The sequence below is a fragment of the Mycobacteroides franklinii genome (genome assembly GCF_001853795.1).
GTDB lineage: Bacteria > Actinomycetota > Actinomycetes > Mycobacteriales > Mycobacteriaceae > Mycobacterium > Mycobacterium franklinii.
In genome coordinates this window covers 1153173-1168432 of the sequence record NZ_MLIK01000004.1, presented here as the reverse complement: position 1 = coordinate 1168432, position 15260 = coordinate 1153173, and the positions used below count along the sequence as shown (strand labels likewise).

Here is a 15260-nt window from a genome sequence, read left to right as displayed (position 1 = left end):
ATGGCCAAGCGCCTCGATCTCAAGGACGTCAACATCTTCTACGGCAAGTTCCACGCCGTTCAGGATGTCGCGCTGTCGGTTCCGCCTCGCAGTGTGACGGCCTTCATCGGCCCGTCCGGTTGCGGTAAGTCCACCGTGCTGCGCACCCTCAACCGGATGCACGAGGTGACCGCGGGCGCCCGCGTCGAAGGTTCGGTGCTGCTCGACGGTGCCGATATCTACGGTGCCGGAGTGGACCCGGTATCGGTGCGTAAGACCATCGGCATGGTGTTCCAGCGTCCAAACCCATTCCCCACCATGTCGATTCGCGACAACGTGGTGGCCGGTCTACGGCTGCAGGGTGTGCGCAGCAAGAAGACCCTCGACGAGGTCGCCGAGCGCTCCCTGCAGGGCGCCAACCTGTGGAACGAGGTCAAGGACCGTCTTGACCGCCCAGGTGGTGGGCTGTCCGGTGGTCAGCAGCAGCGTCTGTGCATCGCCAGAGCCATTGCCGTGCAGCCGGATGTGCTGCTGATGGACGAGCCGTGCTCGGCCCTGGACCCCATCTCGACATTGGCGATCGAGGATCTGATCTCCGAGCTCAAGCAGGAGTTCACCATCGTCATCGTCACGCACAACATGCAGCAGGCCGCGCGCGTGAGCGATCAGACCGCGTTCTTCAACCTGGAGGCCGCCGGCAAGCCGGGCATGCTGGTGGAGATCGACGACACCGAGAAGATCTTCTCCAACCCCACCCAGAAGGCCACCGAGGACTACATCTCGGGCCGCTTCGGCTGATCCAGCCCGTCAGATCGACGGAATAGTGCCGGAGTCAACCCGGTTGACACGTGCATGACAAAGGCAGTGCAGTTCGATCGCTACGGCGATATAGACGTTCTCGAAGTCAGGGATGTGCCAAGGCCGGTACCGGCCGATGACCAGGTATTGGTTCAGGTGCGGGCCGCGGGGATCAACCCCGGAGAGGCGAAAATCCGCACCGGGATGCTGCATGACAGATTCCCGGCGGCCTTCCCGTCCGGAGAAGGTAGCGACCTGGCGGGTGTGGTTGTCGAGACCGGCCCCGGGACCGTGGAATTCGCCGTGGGCGACGAGGTGTTCGGCTATACCGATGACCGGGCCAGTCACGCGGAGTTCGTGGTCGTCCCGGTCGGTCAGCTGGTCATCAAGCCCGAGAGTTTGTCGTGGGAGGTGGCGGGCAGTCTGTTTGTCGCGGGCACCACGGCATACGCCGCGGTCGGCTCGGTCGATGTGGCTCCCGGCGACGTGGTTGTCGTCTCGGGCGCGGCCGGGGGAGTGGGCACCATCGCGGTACAGCTCGCCAAGGCTGCGGGGGCGACCGTGATCGGCATCGCGGGGCCGGACAACGACGAGTGGCTCACCGGGCACGGTGTCATCCCGGTCAACTACGGCGACGGACTGGCCGACCGCATCAGGGCAGCAGCGCCTCAGGGACGGGTCGACGCCTTCCTCGATCTCTTCGGCGGCGGTTACGTGGAGCTGGCACTCAATGAGCTCGGGGTGGATCTAGGGCGAATCGACACCATCATCGACTTCGCGGCAATCGATCGATTCGGCGTGCAAAGTGTGGGAAACGCCGAAGGCGCCTCGACACAGGTGCTCGCCGAGCTGGCCGCGTTGATTGTCGCGGGAAAGCTGGAAGTCACTGTCGCGCAGACATTCCCGCTCGCTGACGTGCGTGATGCGTACGAGCTGCTGGAACGTCAGCACACCCGCGGGAAAATCGTGCTGGTGCCGTAATGCGCTAGATCGTGGTGAGGTGGTCGTGGCCTTGCCCCTCCGGGGGCAGGGTTCCGGTCACCTGGAAGATGACCCGGCGGGCTACCTCCACCGCGTGATCAGCGAACCGCTCGTAGAAGCGGCCCAGTAGGGTCACGTCAACGGCGGCGGCCACTCCGTGCTTCCATTCCCGGTCCATCAGCACCGTGAACAGGTGGCGGTGCAGGTCGTCCATGGCATCGTCTTCTTCGTTGATGCGGGCGGCCTTCTCCGGGTCGCGGGTCAACAGCACCTCTTGTGCGCTGTTGCCCAAATCAACTGCGACACGGCCCATCTCGGCGAAGTATCCGTTGACCTCTTCGGGTAGGGCGTGCTGTGGGTGGCGACGGCGCGCGATCTTGGCGACGTGCAGGGCCAGGGCACCCATCCGGTCTACGTCCGCGACGATCTGGATGCTGCTGACGACCTCACGCAGATCGCCGGCCACCGGGGCCTGCAAGGCCAAGATGGCGAAGGCGCTTTCCTCGGCCGCGGCACTCATCGCGGTGATCTGCTCGTGGTCGGAAATCACCTGTTCGGCGAGAACCAGATCGGCCTGTAGCAATGCGCGAGTGGCCCGCTCCATGGCGGCTCCGGCCAACCCACACATCTCCCCCAGCTGTGCCGACAATGAGGACAGCTGCTCCTGAAACGCGGTACGCATGGATCAAGACTACGGACCCGTCGTCGTCGAGTCATGGACCTGGTGTGAACGGCGAGTGAATGCCACTACAGGTTCCGTGTACGAAACTGCGAGCAGTGTCTAAATAGCTGGACTATCCGCAGCTAGTGTCGCCGGCGTTGACGACGGTCAGGTCCATCGGAAGCTCGGCGGGGGCCATCGAGCCAGACGACAGCTGCAGTGGGACGGTCGACCCGGCGGCGGGCGGCGCCTGCAGGTTTGCGGTGGAGGTGTAGTCGCTCCCGAGGACAACCCGCACCGTGGTTTGAGCGCCATTGATCCGCTGGAGCCGGGCGTTGCCGAACGAGGCGGCAACCGTCGCGGCCTGCTGCTCGTGACCCGGTGAGAAGAAGACCGTGGTGGCGGGCAAGGCCGACGGGTAATCGTCGGTGGTGGTGATGCCGAATCCGTATCGGGTCAGCTGGCTGGCCGCCGACGCCGCCAGGCCGGTCTGGCCCGTGCTGTTGGACACGTGCACGTTGATCTCGCTGGGCTCGGTGGTCACCAGGTCGACCTGCTCGCTGGGCGTGGCCGGGGTGTTCTCGGGAGTGGGTGTGGCAGTGGATGTTTCGCCGAGTTCGCGAGCCGATCCGTGCTCGCTGGATGCCAGGGTGGTGTCCTGGGTGGTGGTGCCGGGCATCGGAACGCGGGTGCCATCGGGCTGCAGCTCGCCGGGCAGCGGATCATCATTGATGATGGCGTCGAAGATCTTTCGGATATCCGTGGTGCGCGGCGTTTCGTTGCCTTCGGAGTCGGTGCCATCGGTGGGCACAGTCAGGAAGGTGATTCGGCCGGCCTTGACGTCCTGGAGCGACTGGCCAAGGTCCACAAGGTCTTTCGTCCTGATGTTGTCGACGTAGGAGTCGTCGATGAAGGTGTTCACCACATTGTTGAGCTTGCTCAGCGAGAAGAAGGTGTTGTGCGAGATCATCGAACGCAGCAGCGATGACAGGAACAACTGCTGCCGCTTGATGCGTCCGTAGTCGCCGTTGTACTCGGTGGTGACCTGGCGCGCGCGCACGTACTGCAGCGCGGTGTGGCCGCTAATCGTTTGGCGCCCAGCATTTTCCAGCACGGTGCCGAGCTCGTAGTCCTCGATCGGGGTAGGCGAGCAGACCTCGACCCCGCCAAGCGCGTCGACTATTTTGGAGAACCCGGCGAAGTCCACACCGAGGAAGCGGTTGATGTTCAACCCGGAGATCTTCTGGATCACCTTGACCAGACACTTGGGGCCGCCGAAGGCGAATGCTGAGTTGAGTTTTGTTTCGGTGTAAGCCTTGTCGGGTCCGTAGGCCTTGGAGTCCTCGTTCCACACGTCACAGAGCGTCGGCTGGATCGCCAGATCGCGGGGGAACGACACCACCGCGACCCGCTTACGGTTGGCCGGGATGTTGACCAACATGATGGTGTCCGAGCGCGTGCCTTCGGCATCGGAAGTGTCACCGGCGCCCATGGCGCTGTTGGCCCCGGCGCGGGTATCGACGCCGATGATGAGGAAGTTTTCGTCGCCGTACTGACCGTTGGGATCGCGGATGTCGCGGGAGTTGGGGTCGAGCGCCTCGACGTGATTGAGCCTGCTGTTCTTGGCGTTGCTCCACTGCCACGCGCCACCGGTCAGGGTGAGGGAGCACACCGCGACGACCGCGGCGATGGAACGCCCGAAGTAGATAGGTCGCCGCGAGCGTTTGGTTTCTTCCTCCCGGACCCTGGCTTCGGGATTGCCCACCCGGATCGGGATGGCGCGAGTGTCGATGTCGTCGTCCAGGTTGGATGCCCGAACGCGACGCGCGGCGGCCTTGTCATAGAGGGGAGCGTCGTCCGGGTAGTCGACGTATTCGTCACGATCCCCGGAGGCCTGCTCCTGGGAGTGTTGATCAAGATCGGGTGCGTGTTCCTGCACCTGGGGCAGGACGTCTGTGTGGCTTTCGTCGATGAACGACGCTGGAGCAGGCTCCTCTGCGTAGTCGTCGGATTCCTGGGTGTGCGAGTGTCGACGTGACCGTCGGCCACCGCTGGCGCCCTCACGGGCCAGGAGATCGGCGACCGACAGCGAGTGTGATCCCGTCTCGTGCGCGGACGGAACCAGCGGCTCCGGGGGCCTGGGAGCCGATCCGTTGGACGCCGGCCTGGCGGGCCGGGGTACCGGAACCTCGGCGGCCGCGCGCTCCGGCTCTCGCAGCGATTGTTCGGTCTGCAACCGCCGGGTCCACTCGTCGTCGGTGGGATCGGGCAGCGAGTGATTCAGGGCAGGTGGTGGTGTCCACGGTGTGTTGGATGGTTCCGGCGCCACGTCAATGTCAGGATGACTGCCAACGGGTTCGATCGTGCGTTCCCATGGGGCCGAGCCGTACGCGCGTGGTTGGGCAGGAGTGGCGTCTGGGCCATCACCCATGTTCAACCTCGCTTAAAACGTCTGGACAGTTGCAAGTACACGGCACACCGGCAGCAGATAACGCCGCGCTCGGGGCACGGTCGTCGTCACATGCTACTGAGCATTGCCGCAGATCACCATGCTCGGTGACCTAGATGTGACCCCACATCACCCACCAGAGTGCATGACATCGGCAGCCGAGGGAACCGTGCAATCGTCGGGGTCATTGAGCCAGCCATCGGGCAGCGACACCTTCGCGGGTGACCCCTGACGCCCTCGGGGCCCGTTTCCGCCGTCGGGGAAGGGCGCGGTCTGATCGAGCTGTTTGAGCAGGGTGTCCAGCTCGGCGCGGGTACGCACGAGTGCCAGTGCCCGCCGGACATCGCCGCCGGCGGGGAAGCCGTGCAGATACCAGGCGATGTGCTTGCGCATATCGCGCAACGCCTTGTCTTCGCCAAAATGATCGACGAGCAACTCCGCGTGGCGGCGCATGATGTCCGTTACCTGACCGAGATTCGGCGGCTCCGGAATCGTCTGACCGTTGAAAACGGCACTCAATTCGGCGAAGAGCCACGGACGTCCAAGACATCCGCGGCCAATGACGACGCCGTTGCAGCCGGTCTGTTCCATCATGGCCACCGCGTCGGTGGCATCGAAAATGTCGCCGTTCCCAAGTACGGGGATGGTGGTGACGTGATTCTTGAGCGCGGCGATCTGGCTCCAGTCGGCGGTGCCCGAGTAGCGCTGTGAGGCGGTGCGGGCATGCAATGCGACGGCCGCGGCCCCTTCGGCCTCGGCGATGGCGCCGGCGTCCAGGTGGGTGTGATGGTCGTCGTCGATGCCCACGCGGAATTTCACCGTCACCGGGATTTCGGTGCCTTCGGTGGCGCGCACGGCAGCGTTGACGATCTGACCGAACAGCCGTCGCTTATAGGGAAGTGCGGCGCCTCCGCCGTTGCGGGTGACCTTCGGGACCGGGCAGCCGAAGTTCATGTCGATGTGGTCGGCGAGGTTCTCGTCGACCACCATCTTGGCGGCCCGATACGTCGTTTCCGGGTCGACCGAATACAGCTGCAGGGACCGCGGAGACTCCTCGGGGGAGAAGGCCGTCATGTGCAGGGTGGTGGGGTGCCGTTCGGCGAGTGCGCGGGCGGTCACCATCTCGCAGACATAGAGACCGCTGACGGTGCCGGAGGTTGCCAACTCCAGCTCTCGGCACAGCGTGCGGAACGCGATGTTGGTGACGCCGGCCATGGGCGCCAACACGACAGGGCTTGGTAATGCCAAAGACCCGATCCGCAATGCGGACCGGGCCTCCGGCAGATCGACGGATGCAGTCATGGTGTCATTTCGATTAGACGCTGACCGCTTCCCGGGCAGCCTTGGCGGCGTTGCGCTCGGCGCGCTTGGCTTGGCGCTCCAGGTACTTGGCCTTGACTTCTTCGAAGTCGGACGAGGTCTTCTTCAGATCGCCGACGATGCGGTCCAGGTCCTCGCGATACCACTCGGCTTCGCCGGTGATGTCGTCGCGATCGAAGATGCGCCACTTGCGCAGCACCGGCAGCACCACTTCGTCGAGGTGCGACTGCGGGTCGTACACGCCACCGGTGGCGATGGTGACGGCGTTGCGGCGGAATCCAGGGATCGTGTAGCCGGGCATCTTGAAGTTGTCGAGCACGCGGTGAATGGACTTCATGGCCTGGTTGGGGGCGATCTCCAGGCCGGCCGAAACCATGTTGCGGTAGAAGATCATGTGCAGGTTCTCGTCGGTGGAGATGCGCTTGAGCAGCTCATCGGCGATGGGCTCGGCGCAGGCCTTGCCGGTGTTGCGGTGCGAGACGCGGGTGGCCAGCTCCTGGAACGTCACGTACACCACCGAGTCGAACAGGCTCTCGGCGAACAGTTCCTCGCCGCCCTGCCGGTTCTGGCCGGGGGAGAAGCCGCGGGTCATCTGCTCCACGCGTAGCTTCTCCAATTCGATCGGATCGACCGAGCGGGTCACCACCAGGTAGTCGCGGATGGCGATGCCGTGGCGGTTTTCTTCCGCGGTCCAACGGTTGACCCAGGTACCCCACGGTCCGTCCATGGTGAAGTTCATCGCGATCTCACGGTGATACGAGGGCAGGTTGTCCTCGGTCAACAGGTTGGTGATCATCGCGACCTTGGCGACCTCGGAGAGCTTGGACTGCTCCGGATCCCAGTCCTGGCCACCCAGGGCCTTGTAGTTCTTGCCCTCGGACCACGGGACGTAGTCGTGCGGGTTCCAGTCCTTGGTGACGCCGAGGTGGCGATGGACATTCTCCTCGACCACAGGCTCAAGCTCATGTAGGAGCTCAAGGTCGGTGAATTCCTTCTGCGACATGGATGCGGTCCTCGGTTCGACAGAGTTATCTGTATCTGGAAGTTGCAGTCAATATATCTGTAAACGGCGGTTGCATACAAGTGGACGGGCCGCGACACACATCCACCCTTCCGCGTGCCTTCCGACGTGCGGGTTGATGCTTTTCTCGCTGGAGCTGCGAGGCCGCTACACCCGCAGTATGCTTCCTGGCAAGCCAAGGTGGAGGTGTATCCGGTGAAGTCGGTAGTGAACGCGACCATTGTCGCGGTTGCGGGTGTGGGTTTCTCACTGGCGATGGCCGGCCTGGCTCATGCGGGCGGTCCCACCGACACCACTGGGCAGTTCTACAGCGATGCCTCCTCGACGCTCAAGGGTGAGGGCTACACCGTGGTGGTTGCCGGGCGTTCGGGTGACCAAGTTGGCCTGGACAATTGCCTTGTCGCGCATCAGGAAGCCTTCACCGTCAAGAAGGGCCAGGACGATCGCGGCAAGATGGTCCACGTGACCTTGCGCTGCTACAAGGCAGAGGTCGCGGCGGCTAAGAAGGCTGCTGAGGAGAAGGCGAAGTCGGCCTCGACGTAGTCGTCGCGCCAGCCGTCGAGTTAACGCCCTGTAGCAGGATCTGCACGCAGTAGTCCACGAATCGCTGTCGGTCCACTTTCAGCTCTTCGTTGAGGTATCCCCGGAAAAGGCTTGTCAGCGCGCCCACCAGGCTGGTGGCGACCAGCTGTTGCTGCATCTCGTCGGTGAGATTAGTGCTGAGCTTTCCCTGGAGCAGCGCCACGAATCGCGGCAGCCAGTCATATCCGGACTCGGAAAGCGTCGGCTCAAAGGTCGGTGCTATCAGCAGGACGCGCCCCATGGTGGGTTCGTCCACCATGAGCCGGACGAAAGCGTCGACGCCCTCATGCGCGGACCGCGCACCGCTGAGCGCCTCGATCGCGCGGAAACCCACGTGGTCGTAGACCGCCCGGACAAAGGCGTCGCGGTCGGAGAAGTTCTCGTAGAAGTACCGCTCGGTCATGCCCGCTGAACGGCAGACGGCGCGGACGGTGACAGCAGGGCGGGGGCTGAGTCCGAGCAGCCGCACGCCGGCGGCCATGAGTTCGCGGCGCCGCTCATCAGCCCGCTCGGCAGGTGAGACACCTGCCCAGCTACGTCGCTGCGCTTGACCGTTCGGCACGGGCCTCCTAATCTGATATCAAAGTTGACAACCGCGATTGTCACTATACGTCGAACTGCAACGGAGCGTTCCGAATGGTCAACGATATGTCCGAGCTCGCCCAGGCGCAGCCTGCCGCCGAATCCGGCGCCTTCATGTCGGGTTGCCCGGTGAGTCACGGAACGGGTAAGTCCACGCCGGTCCCACTGGGGCCGGAGTCGTTGACGTGGAAGTACTTCGGCGATTGGCGCGGAGTACTGCAGGGGCCGTATGCCGGATCCATGCAAAACATGCACCCACAGCTGGGTGCGGCCGTCGAGCAGCATTCCTTGTTCTTCCGGGAGCGTTGGCAGCGGCTTTTGCGCTCCCTGTACCCGATCGGCGGGGTTGTATTCGACGGAGACCGCGCACCCATGACAGGTGCCGAGGTGCGCGACTATCACGTCAACATCAAGGGCGTGGATGAACAGGGGCGTCGCTACAGTGCGCTCAACCCCGACGTTTTCTACTGGGCGCACGCCACCTTCTTTATGGGCACGATCGTGGTGGCGGACTGGCTGAGCGGCGGAATCGGAGAAGCCGAAAAGCGTCAGCTGTTCGACGAGCACATCGTCTGGTACCAGATGTACGGCATGAGCATGCGGCCCGTACCGGCCAGCTGGGAAGAATTCCAGGAGTACTGGGATCACATGTGCACCAACGTCTTAGAGGATCAGAAGGCGGCACGTGACGTGCTTGACCTGACGACTCTCGCGGTGCCGCCGTTCGCGCCGTGGATTCCTGAGCGCGTGTGGCGGTTCCAGCGCCGTCTGGTGGCTCCGCTTTTCGTGTGGCTGACCGTGGGGCTGTATCACCCGGCCGTCCGGGAACGCTTTGGATACACGTGGTCGGCGCGTGATGCGTGGTTACACCGCAAGTTTGGGCAGGGTGTCAACCTGCTCTTCACGTTCGTGCCGGAGCGTAAGCGTCGTCATCCGCGCGCTCGTGCCGGATGGGATCGCGCGCTCGGGCGCATCCCCGCGGATGCGCCGCTGCCGCAGACCCCGGATTACAACCTGCCGCCCAGCGACACCTGGGGCAGCCCCAATCACTACAACCCCAAAGCGACCTAGCCGCAGTTTGTATTTCGGCGGTCACGCCGTGTCCGTGGTGCCATGATTGCTGCTCATGGCAGGAAGTTGGGGTTCGGTCCTCACCGGGCTCATTCCACTCGGACTGGTTGTCGCACTCTCACCGATCACCGTCATCCCGGCGGTGCTGGTCCTGCAGGCGCCGCGGCCACGGCCGAGCGGTCTGGCCTTCCTCGCGGGCTGGCTGTTGGGCTTGGCCGCGCTGACGGCGTTGTGTGTCGGGGCCACGGGCTTACTGGGCGGGTTACACAGGTCGGCGCCGAATTGGGCCTCCTGGGTGCGGGTGGTTCTCGGATCGGTGCTGATCGTGTTCGGCATCTACCGATGGCTTACCCGGCATCATCACACCGAGTCGCCGGGCTGGATGCGATCGTTCTCCACCATCGGACCGGTCCGGGCGGCGATCACCGGGACGGCCTTGGTGGTGGTGCGGCCCGATGTCCTGTTCATTTGCGCCCCAGCCGGTTTGGCGATCGGTGCCAGCGGGCTTGACGACGCGGATCGCTGGCTGGCGGCGGTGTTCTTCGTCGTCGTGGCCGCGTCATCGGTGGCCGTGCCGATACTGGCTTACGCGGCCGCCGGTCACCGTCTTGACGACGCGATGCGACGGCTCAAGGAGTGGATGGAGAAGAACAACGCCGCATTGATGGCGGCAATCCTGGTCGTGATCGGTATGATGGTGCTGTACAACGGGATTCACGCGTTGAGGTGAGGCGCCTAGTCGTGTGACGGCTGCGGGTAGTCGTTGTAGAAGCCCTCGCCGGACTTCACGCCCAGCTTGCCGTCGTCCACATATCGCTGGAGAAGGTCCCGCGATGTGGTGGGGATGTAGGGGAAGTGGTCGATGTAGTTCTTCTCGATGTCCAGCGCGACGTCCAGGCCGACGTGATCAATGGCCCGAAAGACGCCCACCGGACTCATCCCGGATGCGACCCAGATCCGGTCGAACTCGGGCGGCGTCGAGACTCCCTCGGCGACAACCGCCAGGGCTTCGCGCTTGATGGCAGCCCACACCCGGTTGATGATGAAGCCGACACTTTCCTTACGGGCGACGGCGGTGACGAACCCGTGTTTGGGCAGTTCTTCGCTGAGGATGTCGAAGATCCGTTCGTCGGTCTTCCCGTCGGTCATCAACTCGGCCTGTGGGGCTTCGGGTGGCTGCCCATAGTGGGTATTCAGGAATCGTTCCGGATGTGTGACCTTGCCGATGAGCTCACCACTCCTGAAGGACGACGAGTTGGTGCCGATGATCGCGTCGGGTGAGGCGATTTCGTCGAGCTGGCCCAGGATATCGATCTTGAGTGCCTGCACTTCGGGAACGGACTCGACGACATACCAGGCATCCTTCACTGCGCTGGGCAGGTCCGTGAAGTACTCGACGGTGGCGGCTGTGGCCCCCGCATCGCTTCTGGCCGAGACCAACTCCGGAATCCGTTGGTCGAGGAATTCCCTGGCCGACTTCAGCGAGTCCTCGGAGACGTCGTAGAGATGTACCACTCCGCCTCGTGTGGCGAAGGTGAGGGCGATGCGGCGGCCGAGGGTGCCCGCGCCCAGCACGGCGACCGGGCGATTGGCGATATCTGTCGGGGGTGAGTACGTCATGTTCTGTCCTTGTCCATGGTGACGATTGGTGAGTTAGCTTCAGATTCCGACGATTCCGGTGAAGTTCCCGTCGACCTTCGCGAGTGTGCGTTCACCGCTGCCGTCTAGGTTGACTGCCCGGATCTCGCCCGCCATATCGCTCACGTAGGCGATACCGGCTTCCTTATCGACGGCCAGGCCGATGGCTTCTCCGAACCCGGACGCGAGAACGGTCACGTCGTCGCCGCTTTGTCCCGGAGCCGGGATACGAGCCTTGTTCAACGTATTGCCCAAGGGCGCGGCGCCGCGGTCGGTCCAGTAGATCACTCCGGCATCAAGGTCGAGTTCGATGTCGATCGGCTCGGGTAGGTCGGACCAGAGCACGTCGATATCGCGGCGCGTCGGGGCCTGTCCGTCGGGAATCTCCAAGGAAGTCCGGAAGATTCGTCCGTCGCCGCCCTTGGACGGGCCCTTCTGGGTCCAGTACAGGAGGCCGTTGCGCTCGTCAATCGCCAGTCCGACACATTGATTGCGGGCAATGTGACGGTCTTTGTCGGTGGTGGCGACCACGACCTCGTCGCGCAGGTCGCTGCCGTCCAGTCGCACGCTGCGGATGGCCGCGCCCTCGCGATCGGACCAATACAGGCGTCCGAGTGACCATGCTGCCGAAAGCTGTTTTCCGGTAACGAAACTTCCTGTCGGCAGGAGATAGCCCCGCCCGCTGCCGTCGATTGCGGCCCTCTCGATGGAGCCGTTTTGCCCGTAGAAATCCAGGTTGTGTTCGGTTGGCGGTTCAGCGGGGTGCACAAGGGTGGGCACGCCCATGTTCGTCCAGTAGATGTTCTCCCGGGCGGGATCGACGATGATGCCGTCGGGCAATTCATTCAGTCCCGTAACCAGTTCCGTGAATTGTCCGCCGGAAACGGGAAACTTCAGGATGGATCTCTTGATCTGGTTCAGCGCCAACAGGTATCGAAACATGTTGTTCTCCTTGAGGTATCGTGCTCGTTCAGGCGTCTAATTGACGAAGTGCTGCCAAGACAGCGCTAGTGCGTTCATCGCGCCGGGCGAGTAGTCGTTGGTAGTTCTCCTGGCCGGTTCCGTAGGCGGAATCAATGTCTTCAATCAGTTGCTCGATTACCTGCGGGTCCGCTGAGGGAGTCCCGAGTGCGATCTTGCCCACCTCGGCGCCAACGCCCTCGTAGAGATGCCGTGCGCCCTCCGGGCCGCCGCCTAGCGCGTTTCCTTCGAACAATCCTGTTGCGGCCCAGCGCAAGCCAAGCGAATTCTGCAGAGCGATATCGAGGTCCGCGACGCTGACTACTCCCTCCTCCACGAGATACTGCGCTTCGCGGGTCAGCGCAACTTGGAGGCGGTTGGCAACGAAGCCGGGAACCTCCTTACGGATCACAATCGGTGCTCGGCCTAGTGCCCGATACAGCTCAAGGGCGTTCTGCAGTGTGGATTCACTCGTCTGAGCTCCTGGAACCACCTCAACCAGCGGCATCAGCTCGGGCGGATTGAACGGATGACCCACAATGACCCGGTCACCGGCGCTCAGACCGTCGGCGATGACGGTCGCCCCAATAGAGGAACTCGAGGTGGCCAATACCGCGTGTGTGGGCGCCGAGTCCAGAAACTGGCCGAACAGCTCATGTTTGACGGCCAGACGCTCTGGGCCGTTTTCCTGGACCAGGTCGGCTTCCGCGACCACATCGGTCAGCGCATGGCTCGCGAACACGTCGGGGTTATCCGCGCCGAAGGTCGCTGCGACCAACGCGTCGAGATCATCGCGGGGATCGGTGATGCCGACTCGCCATCCATGGTTGCGGGCCAGCCGTGCCCACGACAGGCCGATGACGCCAGCGCCGACGACTGCCATGGTCTTCTGCCGATCGCTCATTGTCCTATTTCCTTCTCTGCGGTTGCGAGCAATGTCGGTGTTCGATCACCCGCTCGGTCGGTGGCCCCAGGATCCGGTGTCACTCCGATGTGTTCCGAGAACTCAATTCTGGGTATATGAACAATCTATTCGCATCTGAGCCGCACGTCGATGGCTGCAGAGCCAAGATGGAGAGACATCAAATTGTTCATTTGAACAATTTGAAGGGTCCGGGGAGTTGTATCCTCGTGGTATGAGTGAGCTGCCGGCGGACGCAGTAGAGGCAAATCTGAGGGCGGTCGGACGCCAACTGCTCACCCGGGTGGACGAGCTGAGCGCCGAACAGTGCCGGATCATTCGTGAACGCGTCGCGGCATACCGGGATCCTGGGCTGGTTACCGATGAGGATCTGTTCGCGGCCGGCCGTGACCAGATGGTGTTCGTCTTGGAGGTGATGGGTTCGGGTACCCCCGATACCAGTGCGGCGGGCAGGGTCGGCAGGTTGCGCGCAGAACAGGGAGTGCCACTGGCCGACGTGATGTCGGCCTACCGGGCCGGGGGTCAGTTTCTGTGGGACCAACTTTCGCAGGCGATTGACGCAGCAGGCCTGTCTCGGCGGGAGTTGCGGGCTGCGGCCTCACAGGCATGGCAGAACCAAGACAGGTACACGGACGCGATGGCCGAGGGATATCGCGACGTTGTCGTCGAGCAGCTGCTCCAACGAGATCAGGAACGATCTGCACTGGTAGGTGGGCTGATCGACGGACGCCTGCCGACGGGCATCACCGCGTGGGACGCGGCGCATCTGCTCGGGTTACCGGAATCTGGGTGCTTCGTGGTGGTCGCCATTGACTCGGGGCCGCTCGACTACCGCGCACTAGGGGCTACGGAGAAGGCCCTCCGAGACCACGGATTCGCCTCCGCCTGGCGGGTTGAGCCCGATATGCAGGTGGGTGTTGTTGCGGTCGTTACGCGTTCGCGGCTCGGCGAGCTGAACGAAGTGTTGCGCGGTCTAGGTGTGCGGCGAATCGGCGTCAGTCCGGTGTATGACGGTTACCCGCCGCCCGGCTCGCCCCTCAACTATGCCAAGGCAGCCCTGCTTGCGACCACCGAGGACGAGGCGGTTGTCGCATTCGACGTGAATCCCTATGCCATTGCGGCGATTACCGATCCGCAGACCATGGAGCGATATCGCGACCTGGTGTTGGGCGGCCTTGCCGATGTTGGTGCCGCGGACCGGCAGCTGCTTGTGAGCACCTTTCAGCAGTGGGTGGCTTGCGATGGCTCCATCCCCGCCACCGCGGGGGCGTTGTTCTGTCATCCGAACACCGTCCGATACCGGCTGCGCAGGTTGAAGCAATTGACGGGCCGCGATGTCGCCCGTCCCCGCGATATCGCTGAACTCCATCTCGCTATCGAGGCCGACCGCCGCCTCAACGTCTCCTAGCCGCGCAACGGCAGCGGGTCTACACCGACGAGATCGCAGCTTTTGGCGTACAGGGCATCTTGCGCCGCTTGGTTTCTGGTGTAGCGCCGGACGGGGCTTGGCCTTTGTGCGGCGAGATATTCTCCGTTACGCCCGTGGTAATCGTCCGACACCGCCATGTCGGTGATCAGTCGACTTGGCCGCTCCGGCGTGATCAGTGCCAACATCACCAGTGAGCGGACTGGCCGCGGTATCTCACGCCAGATGTCGGATCTGACGTTGCCGGGATGCAGCGCGTTCGACGTGACCCCGCGGGGCAAGCGGCGCGCGAGTGCGTTGCTGAACATGAGATTGCCCATCTTGGACTGCGCATACGCCGCGTAGGTGAAGTAGAGACGCCTTCCTTGCCAGGTCTTTTCGTTGATCCGTCCGGTGCTGTGGGCAACGGAGGACAAGTGGATGACGCGTGCATCGCCGCTTCGCGCGGCCTGTAGTTGGGGAAGCAGCAGGTGCGTCAGCAGGAAGGGGCCCAAATAGTTGGCACCCCACTGCAGTTCGAAGCCGTCCTCTGTGGTGGATTGCCGCATTGGTGAGGCGCCGGCGTTGTTGATCAACACATCGACCTGGGGGTGCTGCGCGGCCAGCTCGCCGGCGAAGCGGCGGATGTGTTCGAAGGAGGACAGGTCCAGCGACATGACGTCGACTTGAGCGCCCGGCGTCGCGGCCAGGATCTGATCGCGCGCTGCCCGGGCTTTCTGTTGATTGCGGCAGGCCATGACGATGGAGTGCCCGTCGGTGGCCAACCGCTGTGCGGTGGCTAGGCCGATTCCGGCGTTGGCTCCGGTGATGACCACCGTTCGCGAGCTGCTGGGCATGCTGATCTCCTCGTCGAGATATCCGGAACAGGGG

Annotated in this window: 15 protein-coding genes; 6 read left to right on the top strand and 9 right to left on the bottom strand. The window is 63.6% G+C overall.

The genetic code is table 11. The features are described 5' to 3' along the window. A complete protein-coding gene (gene pstB, locus BKG76_RS06170) occupies positions 1-777 on the top strand; it encodes a phosphate ABC transporter ATP-binding protein PstB (RefSeq protein ID WP_070936667.1) in 777 nt (258 codons plus the stop codon). A gap of 54 nt (positions 778-831) precedes the next feature. Next, positions 832-1758, top strand: a complete 927-nt coding sequence (locus BKG76_RS06165; protein WP_070936666.1) for an NADP-dependent oxidoreductase — start codon at positions 832-834, stop codon at positions 1756-1758. A gap of 4 nt (positions 1759-1762) precedes the next feature. On the opposite strand, the gene phoU is transcribed toward BKG76_RS06165, so the two are convergent. The 4 genes from phoU to BKG76_RS06145 form a co-directional block, all read right to left on the bottom strand. Then, positions 1763-2440: a phosphate signaling complex protein PhoU gene (gene phoU / locus BKG76_RS06160; RefSeq protein ID WP_070936665.1), complete on the bottom strand. Its 678-nt coding sequence runs from the start codon at positions 2438-2440 to the stop codon at positions 1763-1765. Positions 2441-2552: 112 nt separating this feature from the next. Beyond that, on the bottom strand, positions 2553-4850 hold the full coding sequence (locus tag BKG76_RS06155; RefSeq protein ID WP_070936664.1) for an LCP family protein: 2298 nt from the start codon (positions 4848-4850) through the stop codon (positions 2553-2555). A 147-nt stretch (positions 4851-4997) separates the two neighbouring features. Then, positions 4998-6170 (bottom strand): tRNA dihydrouridine synthase DusB, encoded by a 1173-nt coding sequence (gene dusB, locus BKG76_RS06150; protein WP_083337922.1) that lies wholly within the window; start codon positions 6168-6170, stop codon positions 4998-5000. 13 nt (positions 6171-6183) lie between these two features. Beyond that, a complete protein-coding gene (locus BKG76_RS06145; protein ID WP_070936663.1) occupies positions 6184-7191 on the bottom strand; it encodes an acyl-ACP desaturase in 1008 nt (335 codons plus the stop codon). Between the two features lie 213 nt (positions 7192-7404). Between BKG76_RS06145 and BKG76_RS06140 the strand changes: the two genes are divergently transcribed. Beyond that, positions 7405-7752, top strand: a complete 348-nt coding sequence (locus tag BKG76_RS06140) for a hypothetical protein (RefSeq protein WP_070936911.1) — start codon at positions 7405-7407, stop codon at positions 7750-7752. Here the strand turns inward: BKG76_RS06140 and BKG76_RS06135 are convergent. Continuing rightward, on the bottom strand, positions 7709-8353 hold the full coding sequence (locus BKG76_RS06135; protein WP_070936662.1) for a TetR/AcrR family transcriptional regulator: 645 nt from the start codon (positions 8351-8353) through the stop codon (positions 7709-7711). The two genes, BKG76_RS06140 and BKG76_RS06135, sit on opposite strands and share 44 nt — an antisense overlap. Positions 8354-8427: 74 nt before the next feature. Here BKG76_RS06135 and BKG76_RS06130 point away from each other — a divergent pair, with 74 nt between their 5' ends. Next, a complete protein-coding gene (locus BKG76_RS06130) occupies positions 8428-9444 on the top strand; it encodes an oxygenase MpaB family protein (protein WP_070936661.1) in 1017 nt (338 codons plus the stop codon). Positions 9445-9499: 55 nt separating this feature from the next. Then, on the top strand, positions 9500-10174 hold the full coding sequence (locus BKG76_RS06125; protein WP_070936660.1) for a GAP family protein: 675 nt from the start codon (positions 9500-9502) through the stop codon (positions 10172-10174). Positions 10175-10179: 5 nt separating this feature from the next. On the opposite strand, the gene BKG76_RS06120 is transcribed toward BKG76_RS06125, so the two are convergent. From BKG76_RS06120 to BKG76_RS06110, 3 genes are read right to left on the bottom strand one after another with little or no spacing between them, the layout of a single operon-like run. Then, positions 10180-11064 (bottom strand): 3-hydroxyacyl-CoA dehydrogenase family protein, encoded by an 885-nt coding sequence (locus BKG76_RS06120; protein WP_070936659.1) that lies wholly within the window; start codon positions 11062-11064, stop codon positions 10180-10182. A 39-nt stretch (positions 11065-11103) separates the two neighbouring features. Next, a complete protein-coding gene (locus BKG76_RS06115) occupies positions 11104-12024 on the bottom strand; it encodes a hypothetical protein (RefSeq protein ID WP_070936658.1) in 921 nt (306 codons plus the stop codon). Between the two features lie 28 nt (positions 12025-12052). Continuing rightward, positions 12053-12946, bottom strand: a complete 894-nt coding sequence (locus tag BKG76_RS06110; protein WP_070936657.1) for a 3-hydroxyacyl-CoA dehydrogenase NAD-binding domain-containing protein — start codon at positions 12944-12946, stop codon at positions 12053-12055. A gap of 232 nt (positions 12947-13178) precedes the next feature. Here BKG76_RS06110 and BKG76_RS06105 point away from each other — a divergent pair, with 232 nt between their 5' ends. Next, on the top strand, positions 13179-14372 hold the full coding sequence (locus BKG76_RS06105) for a PucR family transcriptional regulator (protein WP_070936656.1): 1194 nt from the start codon (positions 13179-13181) through the stop codon (positions 14370-14372). On the opposite strand, the gene BKG76_RS06100 is transcribed toward BKG76_RS06105, so the two are convergent. Beyond that, on the bottom strand, positions 14369-15226 hold the full coding sequence (locus BKG76_RS06100; protein WP_070936655.1) for an SDR family NAD(P)-dependent oxidoreductase: 858 nt from the start codon (positions 15224-15226) through the stop codon (positions 14369-14371). The two genes, BKG76_RS06105 and BKG76_RS06100, sit on opposite strands and share 4 nt — an antisense overlap. Between the last annotated feature and the right edge of the window lie 34 nt (positions 15227-15260).